This is a genomic window from Lentimicrobiaceae bacterium (assembly GCA_023227965.1).
Lineage (GTDB): Bacteria > Bacteroidota > Bacteroidia > Bacteroidales > JALOCA01 > JALOCA01.
Window position 1 is genome coordinate 145,304 of sequence record JALOCA010000001.1, and the last position, 25,952, is coordinate 171,255.

24 protein-coding genes and 1 tRNA gene are annotated in these 25,952 nt (G+C 35.1%); 12 read left to right on the forward strand and 13 right to left on the reverse strand.

The window, feature by feature from the left end; translation table 11 throughout:
• The first annotated feature begins 40 nt into the window (after window positions 1-40).
• The 5 genes from M0R21_00560 (at window position 41) to M0R21_00580 (ending at window position 4,418) form a co-directional block, all read left to right on the forward strand.
• On the forward strand, window positions 41-283 hold the full coding sequence (locus M0R21_00560) for a thiamine-binding protein (protein ID MCK9616307.1): 243 nt from the start codon (window positions 41-43) through the stop codon (window positions 281-283).
• Window positions 283-906 (forward strand): nicotinamide riboside transporter PnuC, encoded by a 624-nt coding sequence (gene pnuC / locus M0R21_00565; protein ID MCK9616308.1) that lies wholly within the window; start codon window positions 283-285, stop codon window positions 904-906. Before M0R21_00560 ends, pnuC begins: the two co-directional genes overlap by 1 nt.
• On the forward strand, window positions 899-1,420 hold the full coding sequence (locus tag M0R21_00570) for an ATP-binding protein (protein ID MCK9616309.1): 522 nt from the start codon (window positions 899-901) through the stop codon (window positions 1,418-1,420). Before pnuC ends, M0R21_00570 begins: the two co-directional genes overlap by 8 nt.
• A gap of 153 nt (window positions 1,421-1,573) precedes the next feature.
• Window positions 1,574-2,737 (forward strand): glycosyltransferase, encoded by a 1,164-nt coding sequence (locus tag M0R21_00575; GenBank protein ID MCK9616310.1) that lies wholly within the window; start codon window positions 1,574-1,576, stop codon window positions 2,735-2,737.
• A gap of 10 nt (window positions 2,738-2,747) precedes the next feature.
• Window positions 2,748-4,418: a hypothetical protein gene (locus M0R21_00580; GenBank protein ID MCK9616311.1), complete on the forward strand. Its 1,671-nt coding sequence runs from the start codon at window positions 2,748-2,750 to the stop codon at window positions 4,416-4,418.
• 24 nt (window positions 4,419-4,442) lie between these two features.
• On the opposite strand, the gene M0R21_00585 is transcribed toward M0R21_00580, so the two are convergent.
• A complete protein-coding gene (locus M0R21_00585) occupies window positions 4,443-5,147 on the reverse strand; it encodes a class I SAM-dependent methyltransferase (GenBank protein ID MCK9616312.1) in 705 nt (234 codons plus the stop codon).
• 121 nt (window positions 5,148-5,268) lie between these two features.
• Here M0R21_00585 and M0R21_00590 point away from each other — a divergent pair, with 121 nt between their 5' ends.
• Window positions 5,269-6,582 carry a polysaccharide biosynthesis C-terminal domain-containing protein gene (locus tag M0R21_00590; protein ID MCK9616313.1) on the forward strand — a complete coding sequence of 438 codons (1,314 nt, stop codon included), beginning with the start codon at window positions 5,269-5,271 and terminating at the stop codon, window positions 6,580-6,582.
• Window positions 6,583-6,737: 155 nt separating this feature from the next.
• On the forward strand, window positions 6,738-7,466 hold the full coding sequence (locus M0R21_00595) for an SPOR domain-containing protein (protein ID MCK9616314.1): 729 nt from the start codon (window positions 6,738-6,740) through the stop codon (window positions 7,464-7,466).
• A 31-nt stretch (window positions 7,467-7,497) separates the two neighbouring features.
• Here M0R21_00595 and M0R21_00600 read toward each other — a convergent pair whose 3' ends face one another.
• From M0R21_00600 to M0R21_00610, 3 genes are all read right to left on the reverse strand, one after another.
• Window positions 7,498-10,920 carry a chitobiase/beta-hexosaminidase C-terminal domain-containing protein gene (locus M0R21_00600; GenBank protein ID MCK9616315.1) on the reverse strand — a complete coding sequence of 1,141 codons (3,423 nt, stop codon included), beginning with the start codon at window positions 10,918-10,920 and terminating at the stop codon, window positions 7,498-7,500.
• 7 nt (window positions 10,921-10,927) lie between these two features.
• Window positions 10,928-11,287: a hypothetical protein gene (locus tag M0R21_00605; GenBank protein MCK9616316.1), complete on the reverse strand. Its 360-nt coding sequence runs from the start codon at window positions 11,285-11,287 to the stop codon at window positions 10,928-10,930.
• A 464-nt stretch (window positions 11,288-11,751) separates the two neighbouring features.
• Window positions 11,752-11,825: transfer RNA gene (locus M0R21_00610), tRNA-His, on the reverse strand.
• A gap of 156 nt (window positions 11,826-11,981) precedes the next feature.
• On the opposite strand from M0R21_00610, the gene M0R21_00615 reads away from it, so the two are divergent.
• Both M0R21_00615 and M0R21_00620 read left to right on the forward strand, forming a co-directional pair.
• The gene (locus M0R21_00615; protein ID MCK9616317.1) at window positions 11,982-12,755 is read left to right on the forward strand and encodes a TIGR00266 family protein; all 774 of its coding nucleotides are present in this window, start codon (window positions 11,982-11,984) and stop codon (window positions 12,753-12,755) included.
• 11 nt (window positions 12,756-12,766) lie between these two features.
• Window positions 12,767-14,008 (forward strand): ABC transporter permease, encoded by a 1,242-nt coding sequence (locus M0R21_00620; GenBank protein ID MCK9616318.1) that lies wholly within the window; start codon window positions 12,767-12,769, stop codon window positions 14,006-14,008.
• On the opposite strand, the gene M0R21_00625 is transcribed toward M0R21_00620, so the two are convergent.
• Genes M0R21_00625 through porQ form a run of 4 tightly spaced genes read right to left on the reverse strand, consistent with a single transcriptional unit; the run spans window position 13,995 to window position 17,449 of the window.
• A complete protein-coding gene (locus M0R21_00625) occupies window positions 13,995-14,282 on the reverse strand; it encodes a DUF721 domain-containing protein (protein ID MCK9616319.1) in 288 nt (95 codons plus the stop codon). The genes M0R21_00620 and M0R21_00625 overlap by 14 nt on opposite strands.
• Before the next feature lie 26 nt (window positions 14,283-14,308).
• Window positions 14,309-15,415 carry a DNA replication and repair protein RecF gene (recF, locus tag M0R21_00630; GenBank protein MCK9616320.1) on the reverse strand — a complete coding sequence of 369 codons (1,107 nt, stop codon included), beginning with the start codon at window positions 15,413-15,415 and terminating at the stop codon, window positions 14,309-14,311.
• Between the two features lie 22 nt (window positions 15,416-15,437).
• Window positions 15,438-16,328, reverse strand: coding sequence for a 4-hydroxy-3-methylbut-2-enyl diphosphate reductase (locus M0R21_00635; GenBank protein MCK9616321.1), 891 nt, complete (start codon window positions 16,326-16,328; stop codon window positions 15,438-15,440).
• Window positions 16,329-16,387: 59 nt separating this feature from the next.
• Complete coding sequence (gene porQ, locus M0R21_00640; GenBank protein ID MCK9616322.1) at window positions 16,388-17,449, reverse strand: type IX secretion system protein PorQ; 1,062 nt, start codon at window positions 17,447-17,449, stop codon at window positions 16,388-16,390.
• 204 nt (window positions 17,450-17,653) lie between these two features.
• Here porQ and M0R21_00645 point away from each other — a divergent pair, with 204 nt between their 5' ends.
• From M0R21_00645 to M0R21_00655, 3 genes are read left to right on the forward strand one after another with little or no spacing between them, the layout of a single operon-like run.
• Window positions 17,654-20,902 carry a T9SS type A sorting domain-containing protein gene (locus M0R21_00645; GenBank protein MCK9616323.1) on the forward strand — a complete coding sequence of 1,083 codons (3,249 nt, stop codon included), beginning with the start codon at window positions 17,654-17,656 and terminating at the stop codon, window positions 20,900-20,902.
• Window positions 20,903-20,934: 32 nt separating this feature from the next.
• Complete coding sequence (locus M0R21_00650) at window positions 20,935-22,167, forward strand: PKD domain-containing protein (protein ID MCK9616324.1); 1,233 nt, start codon at window positions 20,935-20,937, stop codon at window positions 22,165-22,167.
• A 10-nt stretch (window positions 22,168-22,177) separates the two neighbouring features.
• On the forward strand, window positions 22,178-22,897 hold the full coding sequence (locus M0R21_00655) for an SAM-dependent methyltransferase (GenBank protein ID MCK9616325.1): 720 nt from the start codon (window positions 22,178-22,180) through the stop codon (window positions 22,895-22,897).
• Here M0R21_00655 and M0R21_00660 read toward each other — a convergent pair.
• From M0R21_00660 to M0R21_00680, 5 genes are all read right to left on the reverse strand, one after another.
• Window positions 22,894-23,400 (reverse strand): FKBP-type peptidyl-prolyl cis-trans isomerase, encoded by a 507-nt coding sequence (locus M0R21_00660; GenBank protein ID MCK9616326.1) that lies wholly within the window; start codon window positions 23,398-23,400, stop codon window positions 22,894-22,896. The genes M0R21_00655 and M0R21_00660 overlap by 4 nt on opposite strands.
• Window positions 23,401-23,510: 110 nt before the next feature.
• Complete coding sequence (gene coaE, locus M0R21_00665) at window positions 23,511-24,119, reverse strand: dephospho-CoA kinase (GenBank protein ID MCK9616327.1); 609 nt, start codon at window positions 24,117-24,119, stop codon at window positions 23,511-23,513.
• Window positions 24,119-25,090: a hypothetical protein gene (locus M0R21_00670; GenBank protein ID MCK9616328.1), complete on the reverse strand. Its 972-nt coding sequence runs from the start codon at window positions 25,088-25,090 to the stop codon at window positions 24,119-24,121. The genes coaE and M0R21_00670 overlap by 1 nt, the downstream gene beginning before the upstream one ends.
• A gap of 31 nt (window positions 25,091-25,121) precedes the next feature.
• On the reverse strand, window positions 25,122-25,454 hold the full coding sequence (yajC, locus tag M0R21_00675) for a preprotein translocase subunit YajC (protein MCK9616329.1): 333 nt from the start codon (window positions 25,452-25,454) through the stop codon (window positions 25,122-25,124).
• A 27-nt stretch (window positions 25,455-25,481) separates the two neighbouring features.
• Window positions 25,482-25,946, reverse strand: coding sequence for a DUF1573 domain-containing protein (locus M0R21_00680; GenBank protein MCK9616330.1), 465 nt, complete (start codon window positions 25,944-25,946; stop codon window positions 25,482-25,484).
• Window positions 25,947-25,952 lie beyond the last annotated feature (6 nt).

Below are 25,952 nucleotides of genomic sequence, written 5' to 3' on the forward strand. Positions count from 1 at the left end.
AGATTTTTTTCATTGTAAATTTGTCAAACAAATTTTTCTTATGATCATCTCTGTCGAAATTAGTTATTATCCTCTTAAAGAAGATTTTATTCCTTCAATTGTTGACTTTATCCATCGGTTGGGCGAAGATGAAAGGGTAAGTGTAACCACTAATGGGATGAGTACGCAAATGGTTGGTGAATATGATGAAGTAATGTCATTGCTTACAAGGGAAATAAAAAAAACTTGCGAAATTCCTCATTCCATTTTTATTTTGAAAATAGTTAATTCCGACCGTCGCTGATGGAAATAAAAACCCTGCTTGAACAACTGAAACAAAATCTTATTGATACAAGTTATATTGAAATTATAGCTGTTTTTTTTGGACTATTAAGTGTTTGGTATGCCAAAAAAGAAAGTATCAGGGTGTATCCTACTGGTATTATTAATGTGCTGATTTATGTGTATCTGTGCTTTTCTGCCGGATTGTATGGAGATATGGGCATCAATGCTTTTTATTTTGTGATGAGTGTGTATGGTTGGTACAACTGGAGTCGTAAGGATGAAAATAGTAAAGAAATTTCTATTACACGATGCAATAAAAAAGAGCTTATTTTTAATATGCTGGCTTTTTTACTGTTTTTTGGAATATTATGGTTTATTCTTGAAAGGTACACCCCCAGTACAGTTCCTGTACTTGATTCGTTTACAACGGCATTATTTATTATTGCCATGTGGCAGATGGCACGGAAAAAGATTGAAAACTGGATTGCCTGGATTATCGGTGATGCACTTGTTATCCCGATGTTTGCATATAAAGAATTGATATTTACAAGTTTTCAATTTATTGTTTTTTTAATTCTTGCCATTTCGGGTTATCTGGAATGGAGAAAAAAATTAATGATTCTTAAAAAAAATATTGGTTAACAGAATAGCCATCACCGGACCCGAATCAACCGGGAAATCGCAGCTAACTCAAGAATTAGCAGCATATTACAATACTGTATTTGTTCCTGAATATGCCAGAAAATACCTTGGTTTGATAAACCGCGCCTATGAAGAAAAAGATATATTAAAAATAGCACAAGGACAATTACAGTTAGAAACATCTTTAATAGCATCAGCACGAAATTTTATTTTTTGTGATACCGATTTTTTGGTTACGACAATCTGGAGCGAAGTAAAATACGGACGTTGTCACCCCTGGATACAAAACAAACTTGTTAACCATCGGTACAACCTCTATCTGCTTTGTAATATTGATTTACCTTGGGAAGAGGATCCTATGCGGGAGCATCCGCATAAACGTGATTTTCTGTTTGAAAAGTATCTTACATATTTGAAAAAAATGCAATTCCCTTTTGCTGTCGTGTCGGGAAAGGGAAAAGAAAGACTAAAGAATGCTGCCTATTATATAGACCATGCTTTTTTGAATGTATAAACCGCTAAAAATTAAAATATTTTATCATTTTTTTAAACTTTTGGTAATCTGACTTTTCAATAAGCTACTGACATAATATTGAAAAAGACTTTTTTCAACTATTGCAGATATATTTAAAAATAGATGTAGGTTTGCAATGAAGACTATTTTATTATGCACTTGCTGTTTCTGACAAAATGGTACCCCAATACATCGGATATTACTAATGGTATTTTTATTGAAAGCCTTGCTTTACAAATTGCAAAAAATCATAAGGTTACAGTAATTGCATTACACCCCCAAGCTGAACTTGATGAAAAAAAAACAGTTACAGATACCCAAAATTTCAATTATCGTCTTATTCAGCTATATTTCAGAGCGAAGGAACCCTTAAATTGGATTGCAAGATGGTATAACCTTGCACAATGGCTTTTGGCTTTTGTAAGAGCATGGAAAATACTGAAAAATACAAATAAAAAACCTGATTTGGTTCACGTTCATGTATTAACCCGTCCGGCTGTAATGGCATATGGATTAAAGTTGTTTTACGGGATTCCTTATGTTATTACCGAACACTGGTCAAGGTATTTAAGAAATGAATATAAAAATAAAAATCTGCTATACAAAAAGATAACATCTTTTGTTGCTGCTCGTGCCAAAGCTTTTACCTGCGTTTCAGAAAGATTGATGCAGGAGCTTGTGCAAGCCGGTATTCACAATCAAATAATGCAGGTGATACCCAATATGGTAGATGTTACAGCCAAAACGGATACTGTAGAAGGAAACAGGGGTGGAAGAAATACAATATTTATCGCAACAGTTTCTGATTTGGTGGATAAAACCAAGAATATCAGTAGCGTGTTATATGTACTTTCCAATATCAAGCCCATTTTTTCTGCCTTTGAGTACCATTTGGTAGGTGATGGACCCGATGCCGAAGCCTTTAAACAACTTGTGGAACAGTTAAAATTAACCGACAAAGTATTTTTTCACGGAAGACAGGATCATGATTATATATGCAGTTTTTTGCCTGTTATTGATTTTCTGGTTACAAACAGCTATTCAGAAACGTTTTCAATAGTAACTGCTGAGGCTCTCTCGTTGGGAAAACCTGTTATTGCTACTCGCTGTGGTGGACCCGAAAGCTATATTAATGAGGGAAATGGGATACTTATTGATGTAGATAGCCCTCGCCAACTGGAAGATGCTCTTCTTTTTATGATAAAAAATTGTAAAAACTATTCTCCTGATAAACTGCGCGCTTCTGTACGTCAATTCTCTCCAGAAATTATTGTAAAACAATATAATAATCTCTATCAAATGGTATTAACTTCATAATCTGCATTTTTTGGAACTTAGGTACGGTATATTATGCAATAGTTATATTTTCCAGCAATGGCAGGCACAAGCTCTGCGGTTATTGCATGAAAATGGAATAACCGCAGCATTATTAGTCATGGATGCTAACCTGCCAGAACAAATTTCATGGAGAAAAAAACTGTGGGTTTATCCGTATAAAAAACTGTTATTTAGAATGTTTATGCGGTTTAGGGTAAAGCCAGATGCAAAAAAATCTGTTGATATGACGACGGATTTTGCAAATGTTCCGGTTTTACATTGTACAACACGTGCAGAGGGTTTTTCGGAATATTTTTCTGATCCTGATGTTAATGCAATAAAAAGCTACCGACTTGATTTTATTGTAAGATTTGGATTTGGCATCATTAAAGGTGAAATTCTGCAGGTAGCTCAATATGGTGTATGGTCATACCATCATGACGATGAACAGTTTTACAGAGGTGTTCCCTCCTGTTTTTGGGAAATTTATGAAGGGAATCCGGTTACAGCCGCAATTTTGCAACGGCTTACTGCTCGGCTTGATAGTGGGGTTATTTTGAAGAAAGGATATTGGGGAACTATAAACCATTCTTTTACCGCAAATATGAATCAGTTACTTTCGGGAACCTCCGAGTGGCTTTTACAGGTTTGTCGCGACATACAGCAAGGGACAGCTCCCTATTTCAATTTTCAGCAAAGTACATCTCCTGCTCCTATGCGTTATGTGCCAGGTAATTGGAAAATGGCAAAATTTTTATTGTTAATTCTTAAAAACAAAATTACATTTCATTATAAAGAACTCTTCCGTCACGAAATTTGGAATGTAGGTGTTGTTAAAATGTCTGTAAATCAATTTGTAGAAAAACGTTTTGCCGAGGATGCTATGGATATACATTGGCTACCGGAAATAAAGCGGGGGCGATATCTTGCCGACATTTTTAGTTATACCAGTAATGAAAAAGATTATTTTTTGTGTGAATTGTATGATTATAAAAAGCAAAAAGCGAATATTACACAGTTTAGTCTGTTAAATGAGGCAACTGTAAATGTAAACGATAGGAAGTTGGTTATATCCGGAGCCAACCACTTTTCTTTTCCGTATATTTTTGAAAATGAAGGTAATATCTATTGTATACCTGAATGTTACCAAAGCAGCTGTCTCAAAATTTTTCGTCTAAATGTTGCAAACGGGCTTTTTGAATTTCATACGGTTTTACTTGAGAGTGTTCGCGCAGTTGATCCTGTTTTGTTCAGGTTTAACAACTTATGGTGGTTGCTTTTTACATCTGATACCCATAGTAATACTAAGTTATATGCCTATTTTTCCAAAGAAATTTTTGGGCAATATCAACCTCATGGCAATAACCCCATAAAAACGGATATACGCTCTTCGCGCTCTGCAGGACAGTTATTTATGATGAATGAGAATTTAATCCGCCCGGCACAGGATTGTTCTGTTACCTATGGAAGCCGGATTTGCCTTAATGCTATTCAAAAACTTACTCCTGAAGAATTTGAAGAAAACTCTATTGGATTTATTGCTCCTTTTAAAGATTCGAAGTATCCAGGGGGCTTGCATACGCTTTCGTTTACAAATCAATATACTTTTATTGACGGGAAAAAATATGCTTTTATCGGTGTCCAGTTTTTGTTTCAGCTAAAAAGGAAAATAGGTATATGAGGTTGATTTGTAGATTATAAAAGCTTATTTGGATTTAATTTCATAATTTTTTTTCCGGCAAATAATCATTACATCCATCGTATAGTCGAACATATCCCTTGTATTTTTTTCCAGCCCATAAATAATAAATCCCCAGAGAGCATAAAATGGCTGTCCTAATAGCATGAAGAAGTAAAAGAGTCCAAACAGAATTTGTTGGAGCTTGTATTTTTTCTTTTTTAAAATAGCAAGATAACTGCGAATATATCTAATAAACAGACTGTAAAACATAGTCTGAAATCCACCGTAGCTTTCCATTGCAACAATTTCGAAACCATTGTTGGAAGCAAGCATACGAAGATGTACGTCGGTATGCCGCATTACATCTTCAGGGCTCCATTTGGGGTAAAGAAAATCCGTTGTCAGCATTAGCATGCCTTCGGGTTGCAATACCCTGTGCATTTCTTTAAAAAATTTATCTGGTTGCGAAATTACCGACAATACCTGAAAATTAACGATTCCGTCAAAACTTGCATCAGGAAAGGGAAGGGCTGTGCCATCTTCTATCCATACATCAGTAATGCCTTCTTTTATAGATGAATGTATAAAATTGTAATGTCGGCATGTATTGGTGCCTGTGTAGCTTTCAGCTTGTGTAAATAGTTTTTGATACGGTTTTTCACCAGCACCTATATCTAAAAGTTTCCCTTTGAATAGCGAACTATACCTGCTGATTTTTTCCCTTGTCATTTTTTCATTGATGAGAAACTGTGTGGAACTGAGGAACCGAAATAATAAACTTGCTATCACCGTGGGTAAATGGTATTTTTTACAAACGTAAAGAAAAATATAAAACTGTAAAAGTTTATCTTTGACCCGTATTTTGTACGATTGTATGCTAAAAAATATACTTGGAACAACCTTGGCTCGTATTTCTATTGCAATATTTAGTTTTTGTATTGTGGTTATTAATGCCCGGTATTTGGGTGCTGTGCACGTAGGTACAATAGGATTGATAGTGTTAGCTATTTCTATTAATATGATTATGAGTAGTATAGTTGGAGGTAGCTCGCTTGCTTTTTTGGTGCCACGGCATGCTGTTTTTTTACTTTTTATAGCCTCCTATGGATGGGCACTTATTACATCTGCATTGGGCAGTGTATTGCTGAGCTATTTACACATGGTTCCTGCAGGATTTACTTTTGATGTTTTTTTTATTTCGCTTTTCCAGTCGCTTATGAATATCAACATAACCATTCTGCTGGGGAAGGAAAAAATAAAACTGTATAATGTTTTTACTTTTGGAGAAATGGTGTTGCGGATAACCTTCCTGTTGCTTTTTATTTTTTATTTTGGAATACTAAATCCACATGCTTTTGTGTATGCACTGTACTTATCGCTGGGAATATTTTTTATTATCAGTTTGGTAGCTGTTCATAAATACTTAGTATTTACTGATCTTATGGAACTTCCAGCTAAGCTTAGGGAAATGTTTCGTTTGGGAACATACATTCAGTTAGCCGGTATTTTTCAATTATTTAATTATCGGTTAAGCTACTATATTATAGAAGGTTGCATGGGAAGAGCCGCCTTAGGTGTATATTCTGTGGGTGTACAGATTTCGGAAAGTGTATGGCTTATCGGGAAAAGTGCGGCTATGGTGCAATATTCCCGGATATCAAATTCTGATGATGAGGAGTATGCCCGGCAGATTACGTTGATGTTTGTCAAATTTACGTTTTTACTTACGTTGTTGGCTGTTATAGTTTTATTATTAATCCCATCGGATGTGTTTTCTTTCGTCTTTGCAAAGGACTTTTCCGGTTTAGGGATAGTTATTTCTTCTATGGCTGTGGGTATAATATCTTTGGCTGTTTCTATGATGTTTAGCCATTATTTTTCAGGGAAAGGAAAACCACATCATAATACTGTAAGTTCAGGTATTGGTTTGGTATTTACACTTGGACTGGGTATTATTCTGATTCCCAGATATGGTCTTTTGGGTGCTGGTATAACAGCTTCTGTATCCTATACCATTTCAATGCTATACCAGTTTTTTGTTTTTGTAAGAATTGCCAGGGTTAAATTGCGTAACTTTTTACCAGATAAACAAGATAAGGAGCTTCTTTTGCGGGAAATCAGGCTACTTTTTAATAAAAAACAAAATTCAGTTTCAGTGCGTTAATTATGAAAAGGATATTCTTTACGGTCGGATGCTTATTTATTTTTTTTATATCTGTTCAATGCTTTGCACAAAAGAAGAAAACTCCGGTTAAACCATTGTTTGAAATACCTATAAATTATTGTTTATCAAAAGATGAGTATAAATTGTTTTGTGCTTTGAATGATCTGCGTGTAGGTGATTCACAGCCAAAACTGCCTTTATCTTTGCAACTGTGCTTTGTTGCCCGTACCCATGCCAATGATTTGGCGCTCCATCTTCCGGATGAAGATTTTTGTAATTTGCACAGTTGGTCTGCCTTTGGGGTTTGGAAGAAATGTTGTTATAATAAGGATATGAGCAGTATAGCTTGTATGACGGAAAAGCCAAAGGAGTTAACAGGCTACAAAGGGAAAGGGTATGAAATGGTGTATTTTGAAAATGACTCACTTAATGTAAACTCTATAGTAAGCTTCTGGCAGCAAAATGATTTGGTTACAGATTTTTTTCTGAGCAGGAACAAATGGCAGGGTGCAAACTGGAAGACCTTGGGGGTTGGTATTTATAAGGGATATGTTTGTGTATGGATGGGCACCGAGCCAGATCCCTTAGCTCCTCCGGATACTTGTGGCTTAAATCATGGTAACAGCTTGCCTATTGCAACGTCTATAGAGACAATGAATTCAATTGTAAAATATTATCTGGTTTACGGTAGTTATAATTCACAAAACGAAGCCAAAGAAGCTGTTAGTAAATTGCAGAAAGCAGGATACACTAACACAAAAATGATTAAAAACAATGCAAATTACCGGGTTGTTTTAAATGAATTTACTTCTTTGGAGTCTGCCCTCCAGCAAAAAGAAAGAGTAAAAAAAGTGTACAAACAGGTTTGGCTGCTTAAGCATTAAAGTTATTACACCTCAATTTGTTATTTTATAATCAGTGTTTTTGATAGATATTTCCCATATTCCTATAGCCGGATAAATCCCTGTACCAGTCGGGATAAAGCGTACCTCCGCTTTGTGCCCATTCTGCAAAATGGTTATAGGCTTGCAGAACAGGAGTTTTTTCAATAGGATAAGCAAAACTTTCATAAATGTTTATAGCCCAGGGCAGGTTAAGTTCGGTTTTATAATAGCGTCCTTGCAAAGCAATGCTATTGTCATCGAAAGTGCCATAATAAGAAGGGTCAACGAGGCTTGTCGGGGGATAGTCGGGCAAATGCACTTCTCTGCCCCTGGTTTTGTTAACAATTAAAAAGGGATTGAAGTTGGAAATATTCAGTTGGTTGAAGGAATAGGCATTTGTAGGAAAAGTAATAGTAATATTCAAAGTATCAGGGGTTACGTAAGTAGCTGTGGGGTCAGTATTAACACCAATACCGGTACCCGGATGCTGCATTTGTTTGTATGCATTGTCATATACTATGATTGTGGGGATAGATTGATTTGCTTCTGTTCCATTGTTATTTAGCATAATGTAAGTTTCAGTCAATTCACATCCTGTAACTATTAAATCGGCTTGGTTGAATGATGCATCGCCAAGTTGAAAGCCGAAACCGTTTTCAAATGAAGCCCCGAAAGCATTGATTACAAAGGTTCCGAATAGCTCTACAACGTTATTATTTCCATTGGTGATAACATTAAAACGATAGTCGAGAACGAGGTCGTTAAAATCATAATCACCTTTCCCTGGCCATAAGTCTTCGTAAGCTAATGTTCCATAGCTATATGCAGGATAGTAATTGTTAAAAGCCCTTGCCGGATCTGAAGGAAATTCATCATCGTCATCTGCCACACCATCCTGATCATTGTCTGTTCCTGTTCCGGATTGAATATTGTATATTCCGGAAAAAACATCGCTATCGAGTGCACAGTCTTTATAGACAATGGCTTTCAATACTGTGAAGGTGCTAATAGTAATAGGTTCGGAATAAACTATTCCGTTGGATTGACTGGGAGTTGTACCATCAATGGTATATTTTACTATGACATTTTCAGTTGCAGATGTAATGGTAACAAGCTGTGCAGAAGTATAGTTTCCTGCTACCGGTGAAAACACAGGCGCAGCTACCTGATTTTGTTCGATTGCGTAAGTTGCTGTAACCATAGTGCTATTTGCCATTCCTGCTTTAAATGCAATGGCTTTCACCGTAGTTGTGTTACTGATAGTAAACGGGGCAGAATAAGTGATACCGTTTGTTTGTGTAGGAGTGCTTCCATCAAGGGTATATTTAATTGTTGCGTCAGCAGTTTCAGAAATTAAGGTAATGGTTTGTTCGCAACCATACGTGCCTTCAACCGGGGAAAAAACGGGAACAGAAACTTGGCTTAAGTTGATAATGTAGCTTCCTGTGGCGATGCCACTGTTAGTCATGCCTGATTTATAGGCTATAGCCTTAATAGTTGTGGAAGAACTGATTTCAAAAGTGCCCGCATAAATAGTACCGGAAGTTGTTGAGGGATTACTCCCGTCAGTAGTATATCTTATAGTTGCTCCGGTTGTTTCTGTCGAAATTGAAATTGTTTGTGTGCTTGTGTAAGTTCCGGGTGTTGGTAAAAAAGTAGGTGTAGCTACAGTATTAGTAACGCCACAGTTAAAAACGTATTGAAATTCCTGAAGCGTAAAACTTGCTATTTGACTATTAGTACCTGCTTTTGCGGATGTTCTCTGTGCTTGTAAAGAACTTAGGGTATAAGTTACGGTAAAAATACCGGCTTGCCCATCTCCTATACCGGAAGTGTTATCAATTTTAAAACCCTGAAAAGGGTCGCTTCCCAGATTAGGACCCATGTTAATATTTCCATAGCTCATGTTACCGGAAATAATTTGGACGGAAACATTTGAGTAGGTATTGGGAATTGCCTCAATGGAGTAATGAGATAATTCCTTGCAAACAGGACCTGGGCAGCCATCATGTTCAACGGTTAACACTATTGTATAAGTTCCATTTAAATTCTGACTTACAGAGGATATTGTTGTAGAAAACCCTCCTCCATTTGATTTTGTTACTGTACATAAGCCCGATGATTGAATAGTGTATGTTCCCAAAGAAATTTCACTGTTAAGCATTCCGGTTTTATAAGCAATAGCCTTTAGTGTAGTGGTATTGCTTATATTAACAGGAGAAGAATACACTGTCCCGTTGGTTGTGCCGGGTGTACTGCCATCGGTAGTATAACGGATGGTAGCTCCGGAAGTTGTTGTAGCAATAATAACATCCTGGGCTGAACTGTAAATTCCTTCAGCGGGAGAAAATGAAGGTTGTGCAACCTGCTCCAACTGAATAGTATATGTTCCAGCTGTTATATCACTATTAATCATACCGGTTTTATAGGCAATGGCTTTTAAGGTTGTGGTTTCTGATATTTCCACAGGAGAAGAATACAGTGTCCCATTCGTTGAACTTGGAGCTGTTCCATTTGTAGTATACCTAATAGTAGCATCCGTTGTCGTTGAACTAATCGTAACTTGTTGAATGGTGGTGTAAGTACCGGGTTGTGGATTAAAAACAGGTGCTACTGCTTGAAGCAACTGAATAGTATAAACTCCCGAAGCAATTTCGCTATTATTCATGTTGTTATGATAAGCAATCGCTTTCAGTGTAGTTGTGGATGAAATCGCAACCGGAGATGTATAAATAGTACCATTAGTTTGTGATGGAATGCTTCCATCTGTTGTGTATCGTATTGTGGATCCACTGGTTCCACAGGAAATAACTATATTCTGAAAGGTATTGTAAGTACCGGGTGCGGGATTGAAGGTTGGTGTGGCTACCTGCTCAGTTTGAATAATATACATACCACTCGTAACATCACTGTCCAACATATTGCTTTTATATGCTATTGCTTTAAGTGAAGCAGATGTGCTTATTGTAATTGGTGCTGTATAAATGGCTCCGTTAGTTTGAGTTGGTGTGCTTCCGTCAGTTGTATATCGTATGGTTGTTCCAGATGTGTTACTGGTAATTGTAATAGTTTGCGGATTGGTATAAGTTCCTGCAACGGGACTGAAAATGGGTGCATTACATTTTATATAGTATATACCGGTTGTAACTGTGCTTATATTTCCAGGGTTATTTGTTTTATATACAACTGCTTTTAGTGTAGTACTTTGTGTAATTGATACCGGAGAGGTATAAATAGTACCATAGGAAGCTGTAGGCTTAGTGCCATCCGTCGTATATCTTATGGTAGTACTGCCAACGCTGGACGATATTGTTACATTAACTAAACCTGTATATGTTCCGGCTGCCGGGCTAAAAGAGGGGGGCGTAAGCGTTGCCATGGCAAAAGTGCTCAAAAAAAACATAAAAACAAATAGCCCTGTTTTTTTAAAGTAAAACTTATATAAATTTTTCATAAACAATTTATTTAAAATTATAAACAATGTTTGTTTTATCTAAAACACACTCAGTACTTTGCCCATTATACATCAAATAAATCATTGATTGATAAGATGGAAGCGAAAGTTTTATAGTGTAAGGTATATTGGCTTTTAAGAATGCTTTATGATAAATTGTTCCATCAGATGAAACAATTCTTACCACTTTATTTACTTTTCCGGTAAATGTAAACTGGTAATCTTTTGAAGTTTTCCAATCAAAATTTTTATTGATTTTCAAATCTTCCATTTGAGTAGGATTGGGAACTATTGCAGGATCATTGTCTTTTTTACATGCCGAAAAAACGACAAACCCTATAACCAAAAATAATAATAGTTTTTTCATCTTTTACTTAATTATGTAAATTTTAGGTAGTATTAATTTTCAATTAATGTGCCAGTTAATTAACTATTTTTAAATATAATATTATCAGGTAGTTAGGATTTTGAAATTTTAAATGCATAATCCCAAAAAAAATACTTTAGTTTTAAAATGGGACATTTTAAAATTTTAACAACTTAATACAAAGTTACATACTTTATTATATAAATTTTAATATAAAATAATAAATAATTAAAAATAATATGTTAATCAACATATTATGTATGCATTATTAATAGTAAATCAAAAAAAATAAAATTTACAATATAAATATATTGATTTGTTTATATAAATATTAAAATAATATTGATTAAAACTATTCCGGGATAAACAATAATACAAAAAGAATGAGTATAAATGTACGTTGACAAGCTACTTACTTTATAAAATAGAAAAACATTGTAAATATGTAAATTGCAATGTTTTAGGGTGGATAATGGGGTTCGAACCCACGACCTTCGGAACCACAATCCGACGCTCTAACCAGCTGAGCTATATCCACCATGAAAAGGAGTGCAAAAATAGTAATTTTTTCTTTTATTTATAAATTGAAACGGAAATTAATCGATAATTTTTTCTTTTTTCAATATCTGTGATTGATTGTTTGTACGCAGAATTACCTTAAATTTGCAAAAATGAAAAAATAAAATATATTTATATGACTGATATAGTTGATTTTAAAATTTTTGGTAACGATATGCAAATTGTCGAAATAGAGCTTGATACTAATGAAGGAGTAAGAGCGGAAGTTGGAGCAATGATGTATATGGAAGAAGGAATTGTAATGCAAACCAGTACTGGTGGGGGATTGTTCAAGGGATTAAAGCGTATGATATCCGGAGATGGTTTTTTTATTTCTTCATTTATATATACAGGTTATGGTAAAGGACACGTGGCTTTTGGAGCGCCCTATCCCGGGAAAATTATTGTATTAGAATTAGATATGTTAGGCGGAACTTTTCTTTGCCAGAAGGATGCATTTTTGTGTGCCGCAAATGGAATTGATATTGATCTAGCTTTTACAAAAAAAATGGGTGCAGGCCTTTTCGGTGGGGAAGGATTTATTTTGCAACGATTAAGCGGAACAGGACGTGCATTTATACATGCAGGAGGTACTATTATTAAAAGGGAATTACGTCAGGGTGAAACCCTAAGAGTGGATACCGGTTGCCTTGTTGCTTTTTCTCCTTCGGTAGATTATGATATCCAGTTTGTTGGAGGTTTTAAAAATGCTATGTTTGGTGGCGAAGGATTATTTCTTGCTCAACTTACAGGTCCTGGGCTTGTTTATCTTCAAAGCTTGCCTTTCAGTAGGTTAGCCGATAGAATCGTTAATGCTGCCCGCTGGTCGAACAGGGATGAAAAATCGGGTATTGCGGGTATAGGCGGAGGGCTCTTAGGTAGTATTTTGGGAGGTGATAAATCGTATTAGATATTATAATTGTGTTTTTTAAGAAAAAATACCAAGCAGGTAGTTCTTCTCTATCTGCATTAACTTGGCGTAAATTTTGCAGAGACGGACTTGCCCTTATTTCATTGTCTTTAATAACCTTTGCTACTTTTATTGCAGTTACAGGATACCTGATAACTCCGGATGCAACGCCATACGCAAATAATCAGATTTTGGAAATTGCTTTACAGAAACCGGGTTTTTCTGTGTTGATGCTTAAAGTAAGGAAAAAAGAAACTGAGAAAAAAGTAAGTTTTTTTGAAAAAATGATATATGGTAAAAGTAGTGAATATAATTATATTCCAATAAATAGTTATATATTTAGTGATGATAAAATATATTATACTATTTATTCTGGAAAACATGAAGCTAAAGCCATCATTTCGTATTTGCCATTAAATGAGGTTATTTTTTCTACTTCTGCAAATGAAACCCTAAAAACAAATAGTAAAAAAATTGTATTTGAAAATACGGGAACGAAAGATAAGAAAGCAGTTAATAAAATTATAGAAACAATAAATAAAAATAGTTTAGTAAGAAAACATTTTTTACTGGGAACGGATCGTTATGGAAGAGATGTCCTTAGTCAGTTAATGATTGGAACAAGGGTGAGTTTGTCGGTAGGGTGTATTTCTGTATTAATTTCGCTCGTAATTGGTATTTTCATGGGTTCACTTGCGGGCTTTTTCCGTGGATGGATTGATGATGCCATCATGTGGTTAATTAATGTTGTTTGGTCTGTTCCTACTTTATTATTGGTAATTGTAATATCTTTTGCTTTGGGAAAAGGGTTTTGGCAGGTTTTTATTGCCGTGGGATTGACTATGTGGGTAGAAGTAGCCAGAGTTACACGCGGACAAATTTTTAGCTTGAGAGAAAAGGACTATGTTGAGGCATGTAAAGCTTTAGGATTTAAAAATAGTAAAACAATTTTTAAACACATTCTTCCCAATATAATGGGAGTAATTATTGTAATATCTGCTGCAAATTTTTCTTCTGCAATTCTCATTGAAGCAGGATTAAGCTTTTTGGGAATAGGGGTTCAACCCCCAATGCCTTCATGGGGCACAATGATTAAAGAAAATTATGGATATATTATTTTGGATTATGCCTATTTAGCTATTATTCCCGGAATAGCTATTATGTTGATGGTGCTTGCTTTTATGCTTGTTGGAAACGCATTACGTGATGCGTTTGATGTGAAAACGGTTGGCAGAGAAATTATCGAAAAATAATATCTGAAATAATTTCGATCCCAGCTTTTTTATTCAGATTTTTAATTAATTTAGATTTTGCGTAAGAAAGTTCCTCACGAATAGCAGGAGAGTCAAGTTTTATATATAAAGTTTTATTTTTAATCTTAATATCTGTTGTGTGTTTTGCAATAAGTTTTCCTACAACATTTTCCCAGGAAGCAATAATCCGCGATTGGTTAATTTTATCATTAAGTTTAAATGCTTTCAGGAAATCCTCAATAGCTTCCCTGAGGGGTTTTTCGTCAGAATACATACGGACTTGCTTTAAAATTATGTCAACTATTTTTGTGAAACTTTACCGTTTTCAATAAAGAATATTTTATGTTCGATTTCATGTTGAGAAAAAATATTTTCAATACGTTTTAGTTGCGTATCTGTGATAAATACTTGCCCGAAATTGTCTTCACTTACCAATTTAACAATTTTTTCCACCCTGCTATCATCAAGTTTGTCAAAAATATCATCAAATAAAAGCAAAGGTTTAAATCCTTTTTTATTTTTTGTATATTCAAATTGTGCAAGTTTTATTGCAACGACAAAAGTTTTTTGTTGCCCTTGTGAGCCAAATTTTTTAACAGGATAACCATTAATGTTGAAAAGCAAATCGTCTTTATGAATCCCTACTGTTGAAAACCGAAAATTTTTATCTTTTTCTAATGCGTTGGTAAGAAGTTTATTAAAAGAATTATAGTTTAGTTGAGATTCATACACAATGTCAATGCTTTCTTTACTGTTGCTCATTAACTTATAGTAATATGAAAATAGTGGTATAAATTCTCTAAGAAATACATTTCTTTTTTCATGAATTAAATTACCAAAATGTATTAGTTGTGTATCCCAGATTTCGAGGGCAGAATAATCGAAAATGTTACGTTCACCAAATTCTTTTAATAAAACATTACGTTGAAACAGGATTCTGTTGTAGTGTATTAGTTCTTCCAGGTAAGTTCTATTAAATTGGGAAATGACACTGTCAATTAATTTTCTGCGTATTTCACTACCTTCATTGATTAAATCTCTATCATATGGAGAAATCATAACTAAAGGATAAAGCCCTATATGGTCGGCAAGTCTTTCATATTCTTTTTGATTAATTTTAAATATTTTTTTTTGATTTTTTTTCTGGATGCAACTGATATTGTCCTGAGTGCCTCCGTTTATAGTGAAAAATCCATGTAGAGCAAAGAAATCTTCATCATGCCTAATATTCAAATAATCTATTGAATTAAAAAAGCTTTTGCAAAAGGATAAGTAATGAATTGCATCCAAAAGATTGGTTTTACCTTCACCATTATTTCCAATAAAACAGTTAATTTTATTAGAAAAATTAATTTCTTCTGATGTATAATTTTTAAAATTATGAAGAGTTAGTTTGTTTAAATACATTATGTATTATAATATTGAAAATTTATTTTATAGAATCAATTATAATATTATTGATATAATTAGCTACTTGTTCCATCAGCCACATTGGAGTAGAAGTGGCTCCGCAAATACCTATAGAATTAGCGTTTTGAAACCAGGAATGTATTATTTCATTTTGTGAAGAAACAAGATAAGTATTAGGATTTTCAGCATTGCAAATTTCGAAAAGAAATAATCCGTTGGAGCTTTTTTTATCGCTTACAAAAATTATAACGTCATGATTTGCTGAGAATTTTTTCAAATGCGGAGCCCGATTAGCAACTTGTCTGCATATGGTGTCGAATGCTAAAAAAGTACCGTGTTGTGAATAATCAGTATTGTTAACCCTATGGCTGATTCCGGCAATAAGTTCATTAAACCCTTTAGTACTTTGGGTCGTTTGGGAAAAAAGGCGAATTGGTTTTGAATAATCAATCTTATCTAGGTCGTTAATATTATTAATAATTATTGCTTTATTTTGTGTCTGACCGGCTAATCCCCTTACTTCAGCATGTCCTTCTTTGCCATAAATAACTATCTGACCATTAACAAATTTCATTTCTTCGTAACCCTTTCTTATTCTTGTCTGAAGTTTAAGAACTACGGGGCACGAAGCATCAATTAATTCTATATTATTTTGCAAGGCAATGCGATAGGTTTCCGGGGGCTCCCCATGTGCACGGATAAGGACTTTACAATTATATAGCTTTTCGAATAATTGATGATCAATAATTTCAAGTCCTTTTTTTTTTAAACGACTAACTTCTTCTGTGTTATGAACAATATCTCCAAGACAATACAGATGATTGTTTTTTGTAAGCTCGGTTTCAGCTACCTGAATGGCATTAACTACTCCGAAACAAAAACCTGAATGGGGATCAATCGTTACTTCCAATGCCAAAAAAATTACAGGCAGTAAAAATAACTAAAATTCACGAAAGGATCAGAAATAGTTTATTTTGATTTTTTATAAAAATCGGAAAGGTGTGTGGAAATGGTAATAAAATTGGGTGAACCTTCAAGGTGATATGCAGAACGGGCATAACTGAAATTAAATTTGGAAACCCTGAACCCGATACCCCAGGAAAAGCCTACTGTACCTCTTTTAGATTCAACTTTCATTTCTTGCCGACGCTGATAATTGTACCCTAAGCGGATACTAAAGTTTTTTGTGGGTATAAATTCACCTCCTATGATAATGTGTCTCATCAACTTATCTCCAAATTTATCAAAGTCTCCTTCTTTCTTTGGTTCTCCTGTTAGCTGGTCAACGCTGGTATTGTCGTTGGGGTCTGTGTATGTAAGATCCCATTTTTCGAGGTGAGTAATAAGAATTGAATACCTAAATGGGAGGTGTTGTAAACGTTTTGATAATCCAAATTGTAATTCAAATGGCAACGGTTCGTTATTGTTGTCATAATAAGTTATTTGCCTGCCTATATTCCTTCCAATGAGCGACATGGTAAAAAACGTGCGTGGGTTATAATAAGTTCCAGCAACATCAACTGCAATTCCAAAGGAATTGTACTCATCAAAGTTGGAATATATTGCTTTTACATTAGCTCCAATAGTAAACAATGAGTCAAGTTTTCTCCCCCAACCTAATTGAAGTGCATATTCTCCAGCATTAAAATTTCCATTCTGCTCTCCGTTTTCATTGGCATAGGTAAACTTACCATAGTCAATATATTGCATGGCGCCGGTAAAACTTCCGTATTTATCGAAAGTTCGTGAATACATCGCAAAGCCGTAGTTAATATCAGTATAATAATCAACAATGCTTAACGCTAATTGGTTATTCATTTCTTTACTAATAAGAGATGGATTAGTCAATGTTAATGCAACATCATTATCAGAAATAGCTAAAAAATTGCCCCCCATTGCTGCAATACGTGCTGAATTAGGCAAAGTAAGAAATTTATATGTATAATCGCCTCCAATTTGCCCAAAGCTATTAAAAGTTAGACAATTAAATGTTATTAAACAAACAAAAACCAGTGTAACTCTTTTTTTCACGAAAATTTATTTTAGTGTGTAAAAGTATAAATTATTAATTCAGTAACGTTAAAAATGCAATTTTATGATAAATGGATAGGAATATTAGGCAAGAAACCTGATTATTTTATTAACAAATGAAAATAGATTTCAACAAAAGGTGCAGTCTGTGGAGTTTTTCTGATTTTTTCTATTAAATTTGAATTTTAAAAAAAGTAAGTTTTTATGCCCCAAATATTACATGCATACAGTATTTCCCGTTTTCTCCGCAGAAGATGCAAAATAAGTGTTTATTTACAGGTTTTTTGTGTCTTGATGTTTTTTATTGAAAATGAAAGTCTGGCACAACCGCTTTCTGTTAATGCGACGGCAAACCCTACTGCTGTATGTGCCGGAACCGCTTCACAATTAGATGCAGTAGCTACAGGAGGCACTGGTAATTACACCTATTCATGGGTTTCGGTTCCTCCCGGATTTACTTCCAACCTGCGTAATCCTTCTGTTATTCCGGGTATTACAACTACCTATACCGTAACAGTTACAGACAGTATAAATATGGTGAGCGACGACGTACAAGTGAGTGTTTTCCAGCCTCCCACTGCACAGGCAGGCCATGATGATACTGTTTGTCAGGGAAATTCATATTCCCTTAATGGGATAGCTACTTATCAAAGTACTATAATATGGTCGACCGATGGTGATGGTTATTTTAGTAATCCTTATATTTTAAATCCCTTATATTACCCCGGAATTGCTGATATCCAGACTGGATTTGCTATATTAACTTTAACTTCCTATCCTATTGCGCCCTGTTCAAATATTGTTTCAGATGATTTACAACTGCTGATTATTAAATCGGCGTATGTAAATGCAGGTCCCGATGCAACTATTTGTAATAACGGGACTCACAATTTAAGCGGTTCAGCAAGTAATTTTTCATCTATCCTCTGGTCAACTTCAGGTGATGGCTTTTTTGATAATGATACAATTTTTACGCCTAATTATACACCGGGTACTCTTGATAAGGCAAATGGACTGGCTGTTCTGTCTCTCACAGCCTCAAGCGGAGGCTCCTGTCCAAACAATGTGATTGACAATATGTTATTAACGGTAGAAAGCTTCCCTGAAGTAAATGCTGGCCCTGATACAAGTATTTGTGATAATGCTACATATGCCATTCTATCTACAGCAGCGCACTTTTCTTATGTGCAATGGACAACTTCGGGTGATGGTAGTTTTAGCAACGATTCCATAGTTACACCCGTATATACCCCTGGTACAAACGATTTGATAAACCGTAGTGTTACCTTAACTGTTTCTGTTACACCGATTACCCCATGCCCTGAAGGAAAAACAGACAGCATGGTATTAAGTTTTGCCTTAGCTCCTACTGTAAATGCCGGAAATTCAGGCATTATATGTATGGATCAGTCGTTCGAACTCAATGGCTCTGCTACTGACTATTCCTCTGTATTGTGGATGACTTCCGGTGATGGAACTTTTTTTGATGCAACATCGTTAAATACAGAATATAACCCTGGATCTATTGATATTCAGAATGGTAATGTGTATTTGACTTTAAAAGCTAATGGCACTTCTCTGTGCAACGGCTATTCCGAAGATTCACTTACGCTTTCTATTCTACAACAACCTTCGATTTTTGCAGGTATAGATAATTTGGTTTGTGAAGACGAAACATCTTACCCGTTAAATGCGCAGGGCACAAATTTTAGTTCAATTTTATGGGAAACAACAGGCAATGGCACATTTGTTAACGGAAATAGTTTAGATGCTACTTACACCATTGGAAGTCAGGATATAAACGATGGAGGTGTTACTTTAATTGTTAAGGCATTTTCTGTTTCTCCCTGCTTAAGTTATGTATCTGATAGTCTTTATCTCGAAATAAGTAGTATTGCAGTAGCTAATGCCGGGGAAGATGCTGAAATTTGTGCCGGAGACACTTACCAGTTGAATGGTTCGAAAATGTTTTCAAATTTTTGCAACTGGGCAACAAGCGGAGATGGCGTGTTTGACCATTCTGATAGTTTAAATGCAATTTATACTCCCGGCAATGATGACATCTTGGATGGAGTAGTTACGCTATCGTTATATGCATGGTCATTATTGCCCTGTACAACATCTGGTGTGGATGCAATGACAATTACTATCAACCAAGTACCGGAAATAAATATAGGAAATGATCAGCAAATATGCAGTGGTGATTCTGCGTATTTTAATGCAACAGCCCTACACTATGAGTCTTTGCTTTGGACAACGCGGGGGGATGGTACTTTTACAAATACATCTTCCTTAAATTCTGTGTATATACCCGGTAGCGAGGATATTGCTAATGGCAGTGTACGGCTAATTCTAACTGCTAACGGCTTTCAGAGTTGTGGTTTTGTTACAGATTCTCTCGACATAACTATACATAATGCTCCTGTTATTAATGCTGGAGAAGACCAGGAAGTATATATAGGGAATAGTACAAACTTACATGCAACAGTAACCCCATCGGCAGGAACTTACTATATTCAATGGGAGCCTGCTTTCATGGTTTCAAATCCACACAGTCTGGATGTAGAAACAGTTGTTCTTGAAGATACGATCACCTTTATTCTTTACGTTACAAATCAGGAAACAGGTTGTATAAGCAGTGATGAAATAGATGTTAATGTAACAATGGGCCCGGTTCAAATAAATGTTACTGCTGATCCGGATACTGTATGTAGGGGTAAGATGGTTCAACTTCAGGCTAATGCACAATACGGTTCGGGAAGTTATACTTATTATTGGTCGTCGATTCCTGCTGGCTTTTCATCGCAAATTGCTAATCCAGTGGTATATCCAGATACTACAACAATTTATACGGTAATTGTTAATGATGGAAGCACTACCCCTTCGGCTTCTCAAAAAGTAGTAGTACTTGGAAGCCCGGAGTCTTATTCTATTGTTGGACCACAATCCGTTAAACAATTTGAATATTATAACTATACGGTAAACCAAACCGTTAATGTTGTTTATTTGTGGTGGGTTACCAATGGCAGCATCACGGCAGGGCAGGGAACTAATAATATTTACGTACATTGGGGAGAAGTAGGCACCGGCGAAGTAAATGTTGTTACTATTGATCCGATGGGCTGCAATTCTGACACAAGCAGTATTATTGTGTATGTTAAAACTACCGGTATTGATGAATACGATGCCAAATATCGCACAGAAGTTTTTCCCAACCCTTCTGATGATGAACAATGGATTTTTTATACACTACCTGCTCAATCAAATGTAAAAATTGAGCTTTTTGATATAACTGGAAACTTTATTAAATTGCTTACAAACGAAGAACAATCTGCCGGAGAACATCATCTTTTAATTAATAAAACTCATTTTGGTAAAGCCTCCGGTATGTTTTATATAAAATTTATTCTTAACAATACTATATTTTTAAGAAAAATAATTAGGATAAATTAATTAATTATCATGAATTATTAAAAAATAGCTTTATGTTCAAAAGAAATTGGGCTTTACTGTTATCTGTATCCATGATAATTCTATTTTTTTCCTGTAAAAAAAATATTGATTTACCGACTGCTGCATTTTCTGTAACCCCCGAAAACGGAAATATTAATGCCATTTTTACTTTTGACGCTTCCCCAAGTTACAAAGGAGAAGGTACAGAAGTAGTTATCAAGGAATATTACTGGGACTTTAACGGTGATGGGGTCTGGGATACGGTTTGTAAAGCAACACCAATTGTACATTATCATTATGTATTGCCAGGAAATAAAACGGTAATTTTGAAGGTAAGAAATAGCCAGGGTTATGTTTCTGTAACCACAAGAACTTTTGTTGTGGCTGATTATGTTAATAATCCGCCATCGAAACCTTCTAATCCCATTCCTGCTAACAATGCAACAGGACAACTAACCCAGCTTGTTTTATCCTGGAATTGCAGCGATCCGGATGGTGATCCGGTTGTTTATAAAATATTTTTCGGCGATTCTGCAGATCCTCCCCTTGTTTCAAGTGATTTAAGCGAAACAAGCTATGATACGGGTACTCTGGAAGCGGGTAAAACATATTATTGGAAAATAATTGCTTCCGATAATCATAGTAACAATTCAGAAAGTGCTATCTGGCACTTCCGGACACAAGGCTCTGTTCAGCAATGTCCCACAACTTTGTTCGATGAACGTGATGGGAAATCGTATACTACGGTCGTGATTGGTCAGCAATGCTGGATGGCAGAAAACATTGACATTGGCGAAATGATTATTTCAAGTACCAGTGCTAGTAACCAAGCTGATAACGAAATAATTGAAAAATATTGTTATGGAAACAGCCAGGTAAACTGCAATTTGTATGGAGGTTTGTACCAGTGGAATGAAATGATGAATTATACAGAAGAAGAAGGCTCTCAGGGAATTTGCCCTGTAGGTTGGCATGTTCCCACGGAATCGGAATGGAGCGCACTTGTTGAATACCTGGGAGGTAACCTTTATGCCGCAATTTTTCTAAAAGACGGAGGTTCGGCAGGTTTTAATGCTTTGTTGGGTGGTGAACGTTTGACCGATGGAAGTTTTGCCAACAAAGGTACCTATGTGTATTTTTGGAGCTCTACTTCCAAAGAAACAGGCTATGCATTTCAAATTCACATGCTTAATACTTTTAATGCAGTTTTTTATACATACGATGAAAAGGTATTGGGGAAATCGGTTAGATGTTTAATGGACTAAATTGATAAACTTGAAAAAAAAATCCGGGAAATTATTTCTTATTCCAACTTTCTTGGGCAATACAAACCCTGAAGATGTTTTGCCGGCAGGATTGTTGCCACGCATTTCCCATCTTACTGGTTTTGTTGTTGAAGAAGTGAAGACAGCACGGCGGTTTCTTCGGAAAATAGGATACTTGAAGAATTTTGATGAAGTTGTTTTCATGGAATTAAATGAACATACCCCGGATGATACAATTTTCAGTTATCTCAATGATGTTGAAAAAGGTAATGATATTGGGTTGATGTCGGAAGCAGGAGTTCCCTGCGTTGCCGACCCTGGCAATAAAATAGTAAAATTAGCCCATGAAAAGCAAATAGAAGTAATACCATTAGTAGGTCCGTCATCTATCTTGCTTGCATTGATGGCTTCGGGACTTAATGGACAAAATTTTTCGTTTTGTGGGTACCTTCCCATCAAAAATCAAGAAAAGATTTTGAAGATTAAGGAATTAGAACAAAAATCAAAAAAAGAAAATCAAACGCAGATATTTATCGAAGCTCCTTATCGTAATATGCAGTTACTTACATCTTTATTGCAAACCTGCCAAAAAAATACTTTGCTGTGTATTGCCTGCGATTTAACTCTTCCGAAACAGTATATTTCAACAAAAACAATAGATGAATGGAAAAAAGATTTACCAGGTATTAATAAAAGAGCAGCCGTTTTTCTTTTGCAATTGTTAAATTAATGCGCATGTCCTCCTACACCGTGTGCATGTCCATGCGATAATTCTTCCGGAGTTGCTTCTCTTACGTTAATAACCTCTCCATCGAAATGTAAGTTTTTTCCTGCTAACGGGTGATTAAAATCCATACAAACAGTTTGGTTATCAATGGAAACAACTAAGCCATATAACGGTTGTCCATCTTGGTTTTGCATTGGAATTTCATTCCCTATCTGCAGTAAATTGTAGTCCACTTTGCCGTCAACAATAAAAGTGCTAATAGGGAGATTCACTACGGCATTTACATTCACATTCCCATATGCTTCGTTGCAGGTAAGTGCAAATTCAAAAAGTTCACCAGTTTTTTTCCCATTAAGTTTCTGCTCAAAAGATTCGAGAAGATTTCCTGTACCAAACATATGTACAAAAGGCTGGTCTTTGGTTACTGTTTCTACAATTTCGCCTTGGCTATCATTTAATTTTAATACATAACTCAACGTTACAACTTTGTTTTTTGAGATTTCCATTAAATTAGAGTTTATTATTATAATGATTTGATCAGATTTTTTTGATTTGTTTTTTTGAAAAGAAATGTATTGTTATATAAAACGTTCATCAGGTACATTTGTTTAAAAATTCATGGTTTCACTGGTTCATGGGGAGGATAATCCTGAATAATCTGGTTATAAATAGATAAAACCTGAGGTACAATCAAATGCTGATCGTCGTTTATTATTATAAAATCAGAAAGGCTACATTTTTTTTCATCACCCCATTGGTGCTGTTCCCTAAGAAAAAAATCTTTCTCCGAAAGAAAATCCCTTTCTATAACCCTTTGTTTTCGAATATTTACAGGGGCACTTACTGTAATAATTCTATCAAATAAGTTATTAAATCCGCTTTCAAAAAGTATAGCAGCCTCTAAAACAGCTAAAGGTGCCTGTTGATGTATTGCCCATAGCTGAAAATCTTTTTTTACCATGGGATGGAGCAAACTGTTAAGGAAAGCAAGCTTTTCAAAAGAATTAAAAACAACTTCTGCCAATAAAACCCTGTCAATCAATCCTGTATTTTTAAAAATATTATTTCCCAGGCATTTACGTAATTGTTGTTTTATCGTTTCGTCATCCAGAAATTTCTTGGATTCCTGGTCAGCATGGTAAACAGGAATATTCAATACTTTGAAAATCTGAGCTACAGTTGACTTTCCACTTCCTATACTGCCGGTAAGTCCTATCTTTATCATTATTTTAACAAAATGTACTCTACAGATTTTGGGTCAATAACAATATTAGAAATAAAATAAGGATACTTGTGGACAACAATATCCAATTTACTAGCTCCTGTTGTAATACCCACGGGGTCAACTGTTATTGCAAACATAGCCGGGTCTATTTTTTTATAGTCTTTCATGGCTACCCTGAAAATTATTTTTGCTTTATCAGGGAAAGTCCGCAAATGATATTCGGGAAACATGTTCAAATCAATTGGTAATAACAAGGAAGATTCCGTAAACCTTTCAACAGGAACAAACACATTAACAGTATTTTTCGATAATTTTACAGGCACCCGTGTTTTAGGCCTTTTTATTTTGACAGAGAAGGTCTCGCTTTTTTCCACATTACTGAGCCCTTTTTTTTGTGTTTCTACTTTTTGTATTTTAGAAATTTCTTCTAAAGTGCCGGATATTATAATGCTATCAGGCTCACATGCAATGTTGTCATAAAGCTGATACTGTTTTTTAAACTCAAGGTTCAGATTGAGGTGTACGGGTACCTTTTTATAATGTCTTTTTTCCATTCTGAAAAAAAGCGTATCAGGTTGAATGGAAATAAGCCTATTGCTTAAATTGGTTTGCGTTTGTATCTGCGAAAGCAATTCGGAAGTTAGCAAAAGAGCGTGATAGTCCTCTTTTTTTTTACTGGGACTCAAATCAGGAAGTTGGATGTTAAGATTTTTATTCTTTATAAAATATTTCTTGAAAATATATTCAAAACCTTTGATAGAAACATTAAGGTGAAGGTTTGAATCTATTTGGTTTATCATTACCAATTCCTTGGGAAAATGGGAAAAAGTTACCGGATAGTCAAGAATTACATTGTAGTCTTTTGAAAGTTTAATAACAAGCCAGGTACAAATGGAAATAATTAAACAAACGATGAAAACCGTAACTTTAAACCGAAGTTTTATTTTGTTTGCGGTATCTGAGGCCCTCATCGTTTTAACAAGTACTTTTTAATCTGCTGAATTATTTGTTTTCGGAGAGTTGAGCTGAGGTGTCCATCGCAACGGCTGATTTTTCAATTCTTAACCGTACATGGTTTTCAACTTCAATCGAGAAGGTTTTTTCCTGCACTTCAACAATTTTACCATGAATACCTCCAATGGTAATAATTTTATCACCAATTTTTAAATTTTCACGAAATTTTTTCTGGTCTTTTGAACGTTTTACCTGGGGGCGTATAAAGAAAAGGTAAAAAACTACAATTATCAAACCGAGAAAAATTAAAGAAGAATAAGGGCTTGCACCAGATCCTTGTTGCTGTGGTGCCATGAGTAAGGTTGTTTGTAACATATTCATTGTGTATTAATTATAGTAGTTATTTGATTATGGTTCAGTTATTTGTGCTTCAATGTGTAATACCTTGGTACTGGGTTGGGTATTGGCAACTATTGTAATACTTTTATTTTGAAATCCTTTTTTCCCCTGGCTGTCGAAAAGAACGGTAATATAATTTTCTTCATTTGGCTTAATTGATTGTTTGGGGTACTGTGGAACAGTGCAACCGCATGAAGTGCTTACACTTGATATTACAAGATCGGCATTCCCAGTGTTTTTGAATTTAAAAGAAAAGGAAACTTTTTCTCCCTGAATTACATTGCCGAAATCGTGTTCTTCCTTTTCGAAAGCTATAACCGGAACGGAACTGGAAGTATTGTCTGCTGATGCAGAATTGGGATTATTGATTATTCCGGTAGAAATTTGCTCTTCTGTTTCTGCTGATTTATTCTTACAGGAATTATAAAGTCCGGCAAAGATTACTAAAATACAAAGTATGAATTGTTTTTTCATTTAATG